The following is a 13,779-nucleotide window of genomic DNA, read 5'->3' on the forward strand; positions in this document are numbered from 1 at the left end:
CCGCCTTCATCATGAAGGCGGTGATGTTTCAACTGCCTGTCTTTGCCGTACTCCCCGATTGCGCCGCCAGATAACACAGTTTCTCCGCGACCTGATACGACTTAACGAATGACTTCACCGGCAGGAATTCGAAACGTGAATGGAAATTGTGCGCGCCTGTGAAAAAGTTAGGGGTGAAAATACCGCGGGCAGATAAGGCCGCGCCATCGGTACCGCCGCGCATGGGAATCACTTTGGGTGTAATGTCCAGATCGCGCATGGCAGCAAAAATCAGATCCAGCGCCCGGCGGTCGTCGCCCATGGCATTGCTGATATTGCTGTAAATATCGTGAATCGTTATCTCGACCTGTCCGGTGGGATAGCGTTCAGCAATCAGGCTGGCAACATGCTGCAATTGTTCTTTGCGCGCGGCAAAGCTCGCCAGATCGAAATCGCGAATTGATGCTTTCAGCGTCGCAACACTGGCATTGGCCTGCATTTCATTGAACCAGATATAGCCTTCACGGCCTTCCGTGTGTTCGGGCGTCGCCTGCCTGTCGAAGTGACTGATAAAGTCATGGGCCATCAGCAGCGGGTTGACCAGCACACCTTTACCTGACATCGGATGGGCGGGAACCCCGGTGAAACGCAGCTCTGCCGCCGCGCCATTGAAGTTTTCATAGACCACTTCACCCAGTTCACAACAGTCGATGGTCCAGGCAAACTCCACATTAAAGCGGGTGTTAAGATCCAGCGCTTTGGCACCGCGCAGGCCAATCTCTTCATCGGGGACAAACGCGACGACTACATCACCGTGCTGATCCTGCAGGTTTTCCATTAACGTCATAACGACGCTGACCGCCGCTTTGTTATCGGCGCCCAGCACGCTGGTCCCGTCGCTGAAAATAATGTCCTGGCCGATATAAGGGGCAATTTCAGGATGCGCATCCCGGCGCAGCCAGATGTTCTGTTCGGGATTAAGGCACAGATCTTCGCCCTGCCAGGTCAGGATCTGCGGGTGAATATCAGGTGACAGACCGACGTCAACCGTATCAATGTGCGTAATAAACCCAATGCGTGGCGCGTCAGGGCAGTTGCCCGGTTTAACTGCCGTTACCGTCGCCTGTTCATCAACGACGACCTGTTCAAGCCCCAGTTCGCGCAATTCATCCGCCAGCAGCGCCGCCATCGCATGTTGACTCGGGGTGCTCGGTAAGGTGCTGGACTTTGCATCACTCTGACTGCTCACCGCCAGATAACGGAAAAAACGCGTGATCAACTGCGTCTGAAGTTTGTCGGTCATCACTAATCCTTATTAGTTGACTACATGCGGGGTTCGCTATGGTGAAGATTCATGCTATCAATCCACTGTTTGCACCGTTTATTTAGAGAGTCTGATATATAGAAGTCAACATAAAGCGAGGATAATAATGAGAAACAGGTTTACAACCCTGGGATTGCTGACGGTCGGTATCGCATTGGCAGGAAGTGTTAACGCGACGACGCTGGTCTACTGCTCAGAAGGCTCACCGGAGAACTTTAATCCGCAACTTTACACCTCGGGAACCAGCGTGGATGCCAGTGCCGTGCCGGTGTTTAACCGCCTGGTTGATTTTAAAACCGGCACCACAGAATTAATTCCAGGCCTTGCAGAACGCTGGGAGATCAGTCCCGACGGCAAAGTCTATACGTTCCATCTGCGGCATAACGTTAAATTTCAGAGCAATAAGCTGTTTACGCCCAGTCGTGATTTTAATGCGGATGACGTCATCTTCTCTTTTATGCGCCAGATGGACAGCAACCATCCCTATCACAACGTCTCGGGCGGGCACTATTCCAACTTCGACAGTCTTGAACTGGCCACGTTAATCACCCACATTGACCGCGTTGACGATCACACCGTGCGCTTTACGCTGGCGCACCCGGAAGCGCCATTTCTGGCCGATCTGGCCTGGTATTTCGCCTCCATTCATTCGGCAGAATATGCAGACAAGATGCTGAAAGCCGGCACACCGGAAAAAGTGGATAGCGATCCCATCGGAACCGGGCCTTTCCAGTTGGTTCAGTATCAAAAAGACTCACGCATTCTGTATAAGGCGTTTCCGGACTACTGGCAGGGCAAGGCCAGACTGGATCGGCTGATTTTCAGCATCACGCCAGACGCGGCCGTCCGCTACGCCAAACTGGAAAAAAATGAGTGCCAGGTAATGCCGTTCCCGAATCCTGCCGATCTCGAAAAAATGAAACAAAATCCGGACATCACGCTGAAACAGGCCGCGGGACTGAATACCGGTTTCCTGGCCTTTAACACCACCAAAGCCCCGACCGATAATGTGCAGGTTCGCCAGGCGCTGGCCATGGCGATCAACAAGCCTGCTATTATCGAGGCGATTTTTAAAAGCACTGGCGTGGTGGCGAAAAACATTCTGCCCCCCGGCGTCTGGAGTGCCGACAAAGACCTGAAGGATTACGATTACGACCCGGAAAAAGCGAAAGCGTTATTGCAACAGGCAGGCGTGAAACCAGGGACGGAAATTGCGCTCTGGGCGATGCCGGTACAGCGTCCCTATAATCCCAACGCACGCAGAATGGCGGAGATGATCCAGGCAGACTGGGCAAAAGTGGGCATCAAAGCCAATATTGTCAGTTACGAATGGGGCGAATACCTGAAACGTGTGCGCAGCGGTGAACATCAGGCGGCCCTGATGGGCTGGACGACGGCAACCGGGGATCCGGATAACTTCTTTGGTCCGCTTTACAGCTGCACGTCGGCGAAAGGGGGATCGAACTCATCAAAATGGTGCTATCAGCCCTTTGAAAAGCTGATTACCGCCGCCCGTGCCGAACCCGATCAAGCCAAACGCACGGTCATGTATCTGCAGGCGCAGCAAATCATGCACGACCAGATGCCAGCCGTAATGATTGCCCATTCCACCATTTTCGAACCGATCCGCAAATCGGTGACCGGTTACGAAGTGGATCCCTTCGGCAAACATATCTTTTATCAGGTCGATATTAAGCCGTAATGTCCGTCACCGGCTTCACAGGGAGGTGAGTCGGTTTGCCTGCAAAATCCCTGATATGTTGTACAGTTAACCTGTACAGGTAATGAAGTGGAGCACAAAAATGGCAAACGGCTGGGCAGCAGAAGGGGCAGTACAGGAGCAAATCGACAGCACCGTTAATGACGGTATCGAACGTGTGCGTCAGTCACTGGGACAGGGGGAAAGTGCCACAGAATGCGAACTGTGCGGCGAGCCGATTCCCGAAGCCCGCCGTCAGGCACTCAAGGGTGTGCGTTATTGCGTTTCCTGTCAGGAAAAGATCGATAAGCAGAAAAAAGAGAGCAGTCTCTACAACCGGCGTGGAAGTAAAGACAGCCAGCTACGCTGATCTCAGGAACCAGGCATCGCTAGGCCGCTGCCGATGAACCAGGCGAGAAAGCCAATACCTGCCACGATGATAGCGATGGGGAACAGCAGACCAATTCTCATAATTATCCTGTGAGGTTACGCCACGTCAGGCCAGCCGCAAGGCGGCACGGTTGTTCTTCAGCAAAGTAAATAATTCAAACTGCGTGGCGTCCGTGATCTGACGCTGCACTTCACCTTGCGTATACAGCAGCAGATGAATATGCCCCAGTTGACGCCAGACGATGATCGCCGAGGCAATCAAGGCGCAGGTCGTTTCTGCCTGCACGCATTCTACTGTAGCGTAGCGAACGTCGTCTAAATCATTCGTAAAAATTTTCACCGCCTCAGCAGGTAAGATGGCCTGGAGATCCTGCAACATCACCCGGCTGACGCTACGCGACAGGTACAGCGTTAACCACTTTCTCGTCATGAACGTTGATCCTTTTTCGAGGTTAACAGATGTAATGGATGAGTCAGGTAGAAGGGCATCCTCTGACAATATAAGCGGTTATCCGGTGTGTTTAGCACCTTTCTGACGCGCTGCACCTTCGGACGCCGGAACAGGTCGTCTGGCCGTTCAGTGCCGCAGTGCATGATAGCAGACGAAGACGCATCGGCAGGCTTCTGCGAGGCGCAGAAGCCTGCTTCAGTTAACCATTAGAGCGTAACTGTGGGTAGCGCCGGAAAATATACACGCACCACAGCAGCGCGACCAGGCCGATCATCGCTCCCACGTTACCGACGTCAGACAGGCTCATATATACGCTCACCTGACTGCCCAGTAACGCGCCCGCACCGATGCCGATGTTGTAAATGCCGGACATCAGCGACATCGCCACGTCGGTGGCATCGGGTGCCAGTGACAGGACACGGATTTGCATCGCCAGGCCAATCATCATCATCGCCATTCCCCAGACGACGCAGAGGGTGATAATCGCGCCAGGACGCACGGCGGCAAAAATTAACAGCCCCATGCATAAGGTGACCAGGGCGATGGCGCTGATCAGCAACGCTGAGGGAAAGCGTTTACCCAGCGAACTGAACAGCAGACTGCCAATAATGCCGGCAGAACCAAACAGTAACAGCAGCAGGGTGGTAAAACTTTCGCTGGCATTCGCCACCAGTTGCATAAAGGGTTCAATATAGCTGTAAGCCGTATAGTGCGCGGTCACAATGAGTGTAACCAGCAGGTACATGCCTGCCAGGGCCGGGCGGCGGAACAACAGCGGTACGCTGCTTAATGAACCGGTGTGTTCACTGGGCAGACGCGGCAAGACGCGCGCCAGCATAATCATCAGGATCAACGCTGACAGCCCGATCACGCCAAAGGTGGTGCGCCAACCCAGCGCCTGCCCCACAACGCGACCAATGGGCACCCCCAGCACCATGGCCAGTGCCGTACCGGTTGCCAGCATACTGAGCGCCTGCGTTTTTTTACCGGCAGGCGCCACACGAATGGCCAGTGAGGCGGTAATGGACCAGAACACCGCATGTGACAGCGCAATGCCAATGCGGGAAACGATTAACGAACTGAAGCTCCAGGCGAATGTCGAAAGAACATGGCTGGCTACAAAGAGGCTAAACAGTACCGTAAGCAGTAACCGCCGTTCAACATTACGCGTCAGCAGCATTAACGGCAGGGACAGCAGCGCCACCACCCAGGCATAAATCGTCAGCATAATGCCCACTTCAGCGGTTTTCATCGAAAACCCGGCAGCAATATCCGACAGTAAACCCACCGGTACGAACTCAGTGGTATTGAAAACAAAAGCGGCGATGGCCAGCAGCACCACGCGTAGCCAGGCCGTTTTACGGGAAACAGTTGTTAAAGGCATGAGAAGTTAAATCTGTCTGTGCGTCAAAAGAGGATGACAACGATCATCCCACGAAAGTGACCTGCGTCACAATTTAGTGGCTATTGTGTAGGAATCAAGCGCCGGGTGGAACCACCTGGCGCAGATTATGGTGATTTTTTTAGCCCGATGTGCAGCGTCAGGGAATCAGGGCTGGCGCGTCCCGCGCCCCGGCATCATACGCAGCAGCGTATTGTCCTTCAGCGCATAGTGATGGAACAGGGCTGCAGCGACATGTAAGCCGATGAGCCAGTAGCCCAGTGGCGCCAGGGTTTCATGCCAGTCGACGAGCGTATCAGAGAGATCGAAATCAGGTTCCGCAGCGACCGGCATGGGAATGCCGAATAATAACCACTCACGGCCCTTCAGGTAACGTGAGGCGATGCCCAGCACCGGCAGACTGATAAATAAGGCATAAATCAACGTGTGCGTCAGGTGTGCCAGGCCCGTTTGCCAGCGCGGTACGGGGGGCGTAATCGCGGGGCTGCGATGGCGAATTTTCAGCAGTAACCGTGACAGCATCACCACCAGAATGGTTGCGCCCGCGCTAAAGTGTGTCACGGTCATCACAAAGCGCTGCCAGGAGCCCCGTTCCACATAACCGCGCAGCTCCATCGTGGCATAGACAATAATCAGCAGCAGCACGGTCAGCCAGTGAAGGGAAATTTGAGACGCCGCATATTTATCACGCATGTTAAATCCCTGTATGAAGAGTAAGGCCTCTAAGATAACGGAAAAAAGGCAAAATGCTTAACGAATTGGCGACTTAAAGCGGGACGGCTACAGGGGCAGGTCGGCGGCAACTGAACGGCGGGCTGGCAGGGCAGATGGCGGCGATATTCCGCCATCCTCTGGAAAAACGCGGCTGAATGGGATCGCAAAGGCATGCGCTGTGATCAGAAATCGATACCGTGCTTCAGTCCAACGCTGTCATGCAGGGGTGGGGTTTGAGCAGACATAACCGGGCAACAGTCGTCGCAGCCTAATGCGCTGGCATAATATTTTCGGGCCTGCTGTATAGCCGCTGTTGCAGAGTAAAACGTGCCCAGAAACAGTCGGTCTTCCAGACCCGGAAGGTAGCGACAGCCTTTGGCGTGTACCACGTGGTTATCGTTGTAACCGGATTGTTTATTGACGTAATAGTAATGCGCCATGAGGTCTCCCCTAACAGTGAATTCAAAGATGGCATTAATCTTTGGGATTAAACCGATTATAGCGGGGAAACACCGGTAGTTAGCAATGATACTGATAATACGGACAATTCTTGTACAGCGGATTTTCCGGGCCGCATTGTGCCCGGAAAATTTGTTAAGTTTTGCTAGAGTTTGCGTTGATGCAGCCGCCACGCGACCGCCAGGGCCAGCAGCAGCAGGGTAGAGATAAACACGGTAATGCCCGGCCAGCCAAACTGATGCCAGAAAAAGCCCCCTGCCGTACCCGCCACGCTGGACCCCACATAATAACTGAACAGATACAGTGAAGACGCCTGGCCTTTTGCGCGACGCGCGCGTGGCCCAATCCAGCCGCTGGCCACGGAGTGTGCGGCGAAAAAGCCAGCACTGAACAGCATCATCCCAATAAAGATCAGAACCAGCGCATGAAAGGCGGTCAGGAGCAGGCCCGTCAGCATGATAAGCGTTGCGCCCAGCATCACCGGCCCCCGGCCATATCGACTGGTTAACGCGCCGGCTTTGGGCGAACTCCACGAACCGGTCAGGTAAACCACGGACAGCAGTCCCACCACGGCCTGGCTTAAATGCCACGGCGCACCCAGCAGGCGATAGCCGATATAGTTAAACAGGGTGACGAACGCCCCCATCAGCAGTAAGCCTTCCGCGAACAGCAAGGGCAGGCCCGCGTCGCGCCAGTGCAGGCGAAAGTTAATGGCCAGATGGCGGGGGCGCAGGGATGTCGGGTGAAAATGCCGCGAGGCGGGCAAAATTTTCCAGAACATCAGGGCGGCCGCCAGGGCAAAACAGCCAATGGCGGCAATGGCGACGCGCCAGGAGAAAAAGTCGGTTAATACGCCGCTGATCAGGCGACCGCTCATCCCGCCAATCGAATTTCCGCTGATATACAGCCCCATCGAAAAGGCGACTACGCTGGGATGGATTTCTTCACTGAGATAAGTCATCCCGACGGCCGCTACGCCGCTGAGCGACAGGCCAATAAGCGCCCGCATCAGCAGAATGCCGTGCCAGCTTGTCATGGTGGCCGAAATCAGCGTGCAGACGGAAGCCAGCATCAGCGCGGTGACCATGACAGATTTGCGACCGACAGCATCGGACAAGGGGCCGGTAATCAGTAAGCCCAGCGCCAGTGTCGCGGTGGAGACTGACAGGGAAATACTGCTGGCGGCCGGTGACACGCCAAACTGTGCAGAGAGGACCGGCAGCAGCGGCTGCACACAATACAGCAGCGCAAAGGTGGCCAGCCCGGCCGAAAACAGCGCCAGTGTCACGCGCATAAAGGGCGGAGTGCCGCGCACGATCCACGCCTGAGAAGGTGATGCAGGCTGCTGCGCCACATTTCTGTCCAGGGTGACAGCCGATGAAGAGCGATTCACAGTAATCCTTATGAGTAAAAACAACGAATAACGTAAGGCTAGGAAAAGCGGATTAGGTTGTCTAATATATTAATAATCTCAAATAATATTTTTAACCTATGAATATCGAGCTGCGTCACCTGCGTTATTTTATTGCCGTTGCAGAAGAGCTGCATTTTGGCCGCGCGGCGCAGCGGCTGCATATTTCTCAGCCGCCGCTCAGTCAGCAAATCATGCACCTTGAGGCAGAAACCGGGGCGCAGCTGTTTAACCGCACCAACCGCAGCGTGCAGCTCACGCCGGCCGGGCAACAATTTTTGCAGGATGCGCGCGCCATTCTGTTGCAGGTTGAGCAGGCGACCCAGCGTGCGGCACGACTACATCGGGGAGAAGAAGGGGAACTGCGCATTGGCTTTACCTCCTCTGCCGCTTTTATTGGTGTCGTCTCGGATGCGCTCTATCTGTTCCGCCAGCGCTGGCCTGATGTTCATGTTCAGATGCAGGAAATCAATACCCGGCAGCAGCTGACGCCGCTCCATGAAGGGAAACTCGATTTGGGTGTGATGCGCAACACGCCGCTGCCTGCGGATCTGCATCATCAACTCCTGTTACAGGAGCCGCTATGCGCGGTGGTGCACAAAGCCCATCCGCTGGCATCCGCCGGGAAGATTTCTTTACAGGCGCTGGCCAGTGAGCCTTTTGTCTTTTTCGATCCGCAGGTGGGAACGGCGCTTTACAGCGAAATACTCGATTTACTGCAACGCTATCAGATCAAACCCTATATCACTCAGGAAGTGGGCGAGGCGATGACAATTCTCGGTCTGGTCGCGACCGGTTTAGGCGTGTCTATTTTACCGGCATCGTTCAGCCATGCCCGCCTGACGAATGTCGTCTGGCTGCCGCTTGAGGAACCGGATGCACTTTCGGAAATGTGGCTGGTCTGGTCTGCGCAACGGGAAATGAGCGCGCAGATGGCCCATATGATGGCGCTGTTGCGGCGGGAAAACGAACGCTCTCGCTAAAGGCGGAAAAATTATGTGTGATAAATCACATATCTAAGCAAATATTTGCCGCAAAAGGTGAATCTGCCGCACCATAGCGGATATTTATTTAGAAGCGCGAAAATAACCGGAGCAGGGTGTGAGTTCGGACAGCCAACCTGGCCATATTGACCAAATTAAACAAATCAATGCTGGCGTCGTTTACCGATTAATTGATCAGCATGGCCCCGTCTCGCGCATTGAATTGTCCAGGCGCGCCCAGTTAGCCCCAGCCAGTATTACCAAAATTGTCCGGGAAATGCTGGATGCCCATCTGGTTCAGGAAACCGAATTCCAGGATCCGGGCGCGCGTGGTCGTCCCGCTATCGGGTTAATTCTGGACACGGAGGCCTGGCACTACCTGGCCCTTCGCCTGCACCGTGGCACATTAACCCTGACGCTTCGCGATTTGAGCAGCAGGGCGCTGGTTGAAGACCATTTGCCCCTCCCGGATGATCCCACCCAATCCTTACTGACCACACTGACCGACCATGTTGATGCGTTTTTTATCCGCCATCAAAAGCGGCTGGAAAGGCTGACCGCCATTGCTATCACGTTGCCGGGGCTGATCAACGTCGCATCAGGCGTGGTGCACCGGTTACCCGGTTATACCTGCCATGATATGCCACTGGGCAGCACCCTGGCGGCCCGAACCGGCCTGCCGGTGTTTATCCAGCATGATATCTCGGCCTGGACATTGGCAGAATCCCTGTTTGGCGCATCGCGCGGTGCGCAGGATGTCATTCAGATTGTCATTGATGAAACCGTGGGGGCGGGCGTGATCACGGACGGACAGTTACTGCACAAAAGCGGACGTGCGCTGGTCGAAGTGGGCCATACGCAGGTCGATCCCTATGGTCAGCAATGTTACTGCGGGAATCATGGCTGCCTGGAAACGGTGGCCAGTACCGGCAGTCTGCTGGCCCTTGTTGCTCAGCGTCTGCCGGGACAGCCCGACAGCCTGTTACATCATCAAACCTTAACGCTGGAGGCGGTCTGTGAGGCGGCCCAGGCGGGTGACAGGCTGGCCCGCGATGCCATCGCCACGGTAGGGCATCATGTGGGCAGGCTGCTTGGCATGATGGTAAATATCTTCAATCCTCAACATATTCTTATCGGTTCACCGCTAAATCAGGCGGCGGAAATCCTGTTCCCGGCGGTACAAAACACCATTCATCAGCAGTCGTTACCGGCTTACAGCGCAGGCATTCAGCTTGCACCTACTGAGTTTACTGAGCCTGGCACACTCGGTGCGGCGGCGCTCATTAAAGATTCGCTCTATAGCGGTTACCTGTTAGTGAAGTTACTACAAGGTTAAGCAACACTAACCTTGCGCTAACGCAATCTGCCCGTGCTTTTCCTTCCTTAGAATGTCTGTTCGCACGAAAGACTCATCGCCGATGAGTCGAAACCGCTGGTGAAGGAGACGTCGAGTGAAAACGCTATTTATTGCGGGAACAGATACCGAAGTGGGAAAAACCGTTGTGTCGCGCGCCCTGTTACAGAGTTTTATTCAGGCCGGTTTCAGTGCCGCAGGCTACAAGCCTGTTGCCCGTTGTGGTGTCAAAACGGAAGAGGGCCTGAGAAATAAAGATGCGTTGTTTTTACAAAGCGCCTCGTCCATGACGTTGCCTTATCAGGCTGTGAATCCCGTTATTTTCGAAAAAGAGGAAATCGGGGGTTATCCGCCTTGTGAGGTTAACTATGCGCGAATCAGTCAGGGGTTAAAGAACCTGCATCAACTGGCCGATCGCGTCGTGGTTGAGGGCACAGGAGGCTGGCGCAGCCTGATGAATGATGCCCAGCCGTTATCGGCCTGGGTGGTGGAACAACAGTTGCCGGTGATCCTGGTCGTGGGAATTAAAACGGGCTGCATCAGCCATGCGTTGCTGACGGCTGAGGCTATTCTGGGTGATGGCTTACCGCTGGCAGGCTGGGTGGCAAACCGGATCAATCCGGGGCTGGCGCACTATGCGGAGATCATTTCAGTCCTGCGTGACAAGCTTCCTGCGCCGCTGTTGGGTGAGTTGCCCTATTTGCCGCGTGTTGAGCAGCGTGATGTGTCCCGCTACCTGGATATCTCCCTGCTCGATGCCGACAAGCTGCCGGTTGCAAAGGCGAAAATAGCCTGACGCCCTTCATCTGAAAACACACGCTAATAAGAAAGACAGTGACACAGGATGCGAAACACGAAACCCGCTCGATGGAAAAGGGCCGCAACCGGGGTGCGGCCCTGATTTTTCAGGGATTCAGACGGCGACGCGTACGGCCGGAACTGAGGTAGTCCGCGATATAATCCTGCGAAATTTCCCCGCTGTAACGGCCTTCTTCATCCACAATCGGCATCCACACCGTGTTGTGTTCATACAGCTTTGACAGCACCACGCGCAGGTTCTCCTCGGCTTTGCCGGTTACCCGGAAGGTGTGCAGGATATCCTCACAGCGACCGCTGGCGCTACGCGCCTCGCGACGTTTAACAAACCCGAGCGGTTTACCATCGTCGTCCACGACGGTAATGGAACGCATATCGTTATCGTCCATAGTGCTGAACGCATCCATCAGTGGCGTCGAACGTTTCACCGTGATGGTCGGTTGCTGATCGGTCACATCACCCGCCTGCACCAGCAGCAGACGTTTCAGAGTGCGGTCCTGACCGACAAACGACCCGACAAAATCATTCGCTGGCGTCGCCAGTAATTCGTCCGGGCTGGCGCACTGCACGATTTTGCCCTGGCCAAATACGGCGATGCGATCGCCAAGTTTCAGCGCCTCGTCAATATCGTGGCTGACCAGCATGACGGTTTTCTTTAACTGACGCTGCATATCCAGGAACTCATTCTGGATGACTTCACGGTTAATCGGGTCCACCGCACCAAAAGGTTCATCCATTAGCAAAACCGGCGGATCCGCCGCCAGCGCGCGAATAACGCCAATACGCTGCTGTTGCCCGCCCGACATTTCGCGCGGATAGCGATGCAGAAATTTCGTGGGATCCAGTGCCACCATACTCATTAATTCGGTGGCACGCTCGCGGCACTGTTTTTTGTCCCAGCCCAGCATGCGCGGCACGACGGTAATGTTTTCCTCAATCGTCATGTTAGGAAACAAACCAATTTGCTGAATAACGTAGCCAATATTGCGGCGCAGCGTGGTGGTGTCCTGGGTGCTGGTGTCCTCACCGTTGATGAGAATACGTCCGCTGGTGGCCGGAATCAGGCGGTTAATCATTTTCAGTGTGGTCGTTTTCCCACAGCCGGAAGGGCCCAGCAGTACGCACATTTCGCCCGCCGGCACCTCAAGACTTACATTGTCCACCGCTTTCATCAGCGTGCCATTTTTCTGGCTGAAGGTTTTCGTCAGATTTTCAAGTTTTATCATTATCGAATTCCCTTAGGAGTCAGCGCCAGCTGCAAACGGTGCAGCAGCCAGTCAAGAACAATCGCCAGCAGGCAAATCATCAGTGCGCCGGCAATCAGCATGCGCACGTCACTTCCGCTGATGCCATCAAGCAGGAGCAGGCCAAGTCCGCCCGCACCGATCACCGCCGCGATGGCCATAACGCCGACATTCATCACGACGGCGGTGCGGATACCGCCAAAAATGACGGGCAGGGCCATGGGGATCTCAACCCAGCGCAGACGCTGCCAGAACGTCATCCCAATGCCCCGACCGGCCTCACGCAAGCCATCCGGCAGGTTTTCCAGCGCGGTATGGGTATTACGTACAATCGGCAGCAGGGAATACAGGAACACCGCCGTGATGGCAGGCACCGCACCGATTCCCTGACCGATCAGCGAAAACAGCGGGATCATCAGACCAAACAGGGCGATGGTCGGAATGGTCAACACGATGGTGGCGATGCCCAGTACCGGCGTGGCCAGCCATTTAATGCGGACAATTAAAATGCCCAGCGGCACGCCGGCCAGAATGGCGCAGCCCACAGCGACCAGCACCAGCCAGGTATGCTGCCAGGTCAGCGTGAGCAGGTTATTCCAGTTATCAATGATGTAATGAAGGGTATCCACGATGCCTCCTTACAGCATGTTTTTGGATTGAAGGAAATCGCGCGCCACCTGTTCCGGTGACTGATGATCGATATCCACGCGCTTGTTCATCTCGGTGATGGCCTCATCCGTAATCAGCGGTGAAAGCTGATTCAGCGCCGCCTCAAGGCCGGGATGGCTCTCCAGCACATCTTTGCGTACGACCGGCGTCACGTTGTAGCTGGGGAAGAAGTGCTTATCATCTTGCAGCACCTTGAGATCGAATCCTTTTACGCGCCCATCCGTGGTGTAAATCAAGCCCGCATCAACAAAACCGTCGCGGATCGCGTTGTACACCAGACCCGGGTCCATCTGACGAATTTGCGGTCTGTCCAGCGTGAGGTTGTAGGTCTTCTGCAGCGGCTTCATCCCATCCGAACGGCCATAGAACTCCAGATCCAGCCCCAGTCGCCAGTTATGTTTCGGGTCGGTTTTGCGCACCTGATCAATTTTGGCCACCAGTTGCGACAGGGTAGAAATACCTTCTTTATCCGCCCGCGCCCGCTGCATGGCAAAAGCATAGGTGTTGTTCATCGGGGCTGGATTAAGCCAGATCAGCCCCAGCCTGCCATCCAGATTTTTAACGGTCTGGTAAGCTTCCTGTGAGGACATGGGCTTGTTGATATGGTTGAAAATAATCAGTGAGGTACCGGTATATTCCCACGTCATGTCGATTTGCTTGTTAATCATGGCATTTCGACTGATTGTCGTGGCAATGTTGCGTTTTGGGATAACCTGAAACCCTTTCTTTTGCAGCCACATCACGGTCATGGCAGAAAGGATGTGTTGTTCCGTAAAACTTTTCGTCGCCAGCACCAGCGGGGCGGCAGCCTGAACGCTCTGGCTGAGCGCCAGCGTCGCCGTCAGGGCCAGCGTACAGTGCTTAATCCAACGCGTAAGCATCAT

At 54.8% G+C, this 13,779-nt stretch carries 15 protein-coding genes; 5 read left to right on the forward strand and 10 right to left on the reverse strand.

The window, feature by feature from the left end:
- Positions 1-28 precede the first annotated feature (28 nt).
- Complete coding sequence (gene pepT, locus C1N59_RS09915) at positions 29-1,282, reverse strand: peptidase T (protein WP_394550719.1); 1,254 nt, start codon at positions 1,280-1,282, stop codon at positions 29-31.
- A 127-nt stretch (positions 1,283-1,409) separates the two neighbouring features.
- On the opposite strand from pepT, the gene C1N59_RS09920 reads away from it, so the two are divergent.
- Together C1N59_RS09920 and C1N59_RS09925 are read left to right on the forward strand one after the other, a co-directional pair.
- Entirely contained in the window at positions 1,410-3,005 is a 1,596-nt protein-coding gene (locus C1N59_RS09920; RefSeq protein WP_394550721.1) for an ABC transporter substrate-binding protein, read from the forward strand.
- A 100-nt stretch (positions 3,006-3,105) separates the two neighbouring features.
- Complete coding sequence (locus C1N59_RS09925) at positions 3,106-3,372, forward strand: DksA/TraR family C4-type zinc finger protein (RefSeq protein WP_006119238.1); 267 nt, start codon at positions 3,106-3,108, stop codon at positions 3,370-3,372.
- A gap of 2 nt (positions 3,373-3,374) precedes the next feature.
- Here C1N59_RS09925 and C1N59_RS09930 read toward each other — a convergent pair whose 3' ends face one another.
- The 6 genes from C1N59_RS09930 to C1N59_RS09955 all read right to left on the reverse strand — a co-directional run bounded on the left by C1N59_RS09930 (position 3,375) and on the right by C1N59_RS09955 (position 7,811).
- Complete coding sequence (locus tag C1N59_RS09930; RefSeq protein WP_015700245.1) at positions 3,375-3,473, reverse strand: YoaK family small membrane protein; 99 nt, start codon at positions 3,471-3,473, stop codon at positions 3,375-3,377.
- Positions 3,474-3,498: 25 nt separating this feature from the next.
- Positions 3,499-3,822, reverse strand: a complete 324-nt coding sequence (locus C1N59_RS09935) for a hypothetical protein (RefSeq protein ID WP_006119236.1) — start codon at positions 3,820-3,822, stop codon at positions 3,499-3,501.
- A gap of 220 nt (positions 3,823-4,042) precedes the next feature.
- Complete coding sequence (locus C1N59_RS09940; protein WP_039340269.1) at positions 4,043-5,227, reverse strand: sugar transporter; 1,185 nt, start codon at positions 5,225-5,227, stop codon at positions 4,043-4,045.
- Positions 5,228-5,392: 165 nt separating this feature from the next.
- The gene (cybB, locus tag C1N59_RS09945; RefSeq protein WP_394550724.1) at positions 5,393-5,938 is read right to left on the reverse strand and encodes a cytochrome b561; all 546 of its coding nucleotides are present in this window, start codon (positions 5,936-5,938) and stop codon (positions 5,393-5,395) included.
- Positions 5,939-6,141: 203 nt separating this feature from the next.
- Positions 6,142-6,399 carry a hypothetical protein gene (locus C1N59_RS09950; RefSeq protein ID WP_033741742.1) on the reverse strand — a complete coding sequence of 86 codons (258 nt, stop codon included), beginning with the start codon at positions 6,397-6,399 and terminating at the stop codon, positions 6,142-6,144.
- Between the two features lie 164 nt (positions 6,400-6,563).
- The gene (locus C1N59_RS09955; protein WP_394550726.1) at positions 6,564-7,811 is read right to left on the reverse strand and encodes an MFS transporter; all 1,248 of its coding nucleotides are present in this window, start codon (positions 7,809-7,811) and stop codon (positions 6,564-6,566) included.
- 98 nt (positions 7,812-7,909) lie between these two features.
- Here C1N59_RS09955 and C1N59_RS09960 point away from each other — a divergent pair, with 98 nt between their 5' ends.
- From C1N59_RS09960 to bioD, 3 genes are all read left to right on the forward strand, one after another.
- Positions 7,910-8,812, forward strand: coding sequence for a LysR family transcriptional regulator (locus C1N59_RS09960; RefSeq protein WP_058701865.1), 903 nt, complete (start codon positions 7,910-7,912; stop codon positions 8,810-8,812).
- Positions 8,813-8,930: 118 nt separating this feature from the next.
- Entirely contained in the window at positions 8,931-10,148 is a 1,218-nt protein-coding gene (locus C1N59_RS09965; RefSeq protein ID WP_262959098.1) for a sugar metabolism global transcriptional regulator Mlc, read from the forward strand.
- A 115-nt stretch (positions 10,149-10,263) separates the two neighbouring features.
- Positions 10,264-10,962 carry a dethiobiotin synthase gene (gene bioD / locus C1N59_RS09970; RefSeq protein ID WP_054633728.1) on the forward strand — a complete coding sequence of 233 codons (699 nt, stop codon included), beginning with the start codon at positions 10,264-10,266 and terminating at the stop codon, positions 10,960-10,962.
- Positions 10,963-11,071: 109 nt separating this feature from the next.
- On the opposite strand, the gene osmV is transcribed toward bioD, so the two are convergent.
- The 3 genes from osmV to C1N59_RS09985 are packed head-to-tail and all read right to left on the reverse strand — an operon-like array spanning position 11,072 to position 13,776.
- Positions 11,072-12,208: an osmoprotectant ABC transporter ATP-binding protein OsmV gene (gene osmV / locus C1N59_RS09975; RefSeq protein WP_039340279.1), complete on the reverse strand. Its 1,137-nt coding sequence runs from the start codon at positions 12,206-12,208 to the stop codon at positions 11,072-11,074.
- On the reverse strand, positions 12,208-12,855 hold the full coding sequence (osmW, locus tag C1N59_RS09980) for an osmoprotectant ABC transporter permease OsmW (RefSeq protein ID WP_006119224.1): 648 nt from the start codon (positions 12,853-12,855) through the stop codon (positions 12,208-12,210). The genes osmV and osmW overlap by 1 nt, the downstream gene beginning before the upstream one ends.
- A gap of 9 nt (positions 12,856-12,864) precedes the next feature.
- Entirely contained in the window at positions 12,865-13,776 is a 912-nt protein-coding gene (locus C1N59_RS09985) for a glycine betaine ABC transporter substrate-binding protein (RefSeq protein ID WP_058701868.1), read from the reverse strand.
- Between the last annotated feature and the right edge of the window lie 3 nt (positions 13,777-13,779).

The sequence above is a fragment of the Pantoea sp. SGAir0183 genome (genome assembly GCF_043545505.1).

Bases quoted from the DNA above. Each gene is read 5' to 3' on its own strand.
- pepT (WP_394550719.1), bottom strand. From the start codon at position 1,282: ATGACCGACAAACTTCAGACGCAGTTGATCACGCGTTTTTTCCGTTAT.
- C1N59_RS09920 (WP_394550721.1), top strand. From the start codon at position 1,410: ATGAGAAACAGGTTTACAACCCTGGGATTGCTGACGGTCGGTATCGCA.
- C1N59_RS09925 (WP_006119238.1), top strand. From the start codon at position 3,106: ATGGCAAACGGCTGGGCAGCAGAAGGGGCAGTACAGGAGCAAATCGAC.
- C1N59_RS09930 (WP_015700245.1), bottom strand. From the start codon at position 3,473: ATGAGAATTGGTCTGCTGTTCCCCATCGCTATCATCGTGGCAGGTATT.
- C1N59_RS09935 (WP_006119236.1), bottom strand. From the start codon at position 3,822: ATGACGAGAAAGTGGTTAACGCTGTACCTGTCGCGTAGCGTCAGCCGG.
- C1N59_RS09940 (WP_039340269.1), bottom strand. From the start codon at position 5,227: ATGCCTTTAACAACTGTTTCCCGTAAAACGGCCTGGCTACGCGTGGTG.
- cybB (WP_394550724.1), bottom strand. From the start codon at position 5,938: ATGCGTGATAAATATGCGGCGTCTCAAATTTCCCTTCACTGGCTGACC.
- C1N59_RS09950 (WP_033741742.1), bottom strand. From the start codon at position 6,399: ATGGCGCATTACTATTACGTCAATAAACAATCCGGTTACAACGATAAC.
- C1N59_RS09960 (WP_058701865.1), top strand. From the start codon at position 7,910: ATGAATATCGAGCTGCGTCACCTGCGTTATTTTATTGCCGTTGCAGAA.
- osmV (WP_039340279.1), bottom strand. From the start codon at position 12,208: ATGATAAAACTTGAAAATCTGACGAAAACCTTCAGCCAGAAAAATGGC.
- C1N59_RS09985 (WP_058701868.1), bottom strand. From the start codon at position 13,776: ATGCTTACGCGTTGGATTAAGCACTGTACGCTGGCCCTGACGGCGACG.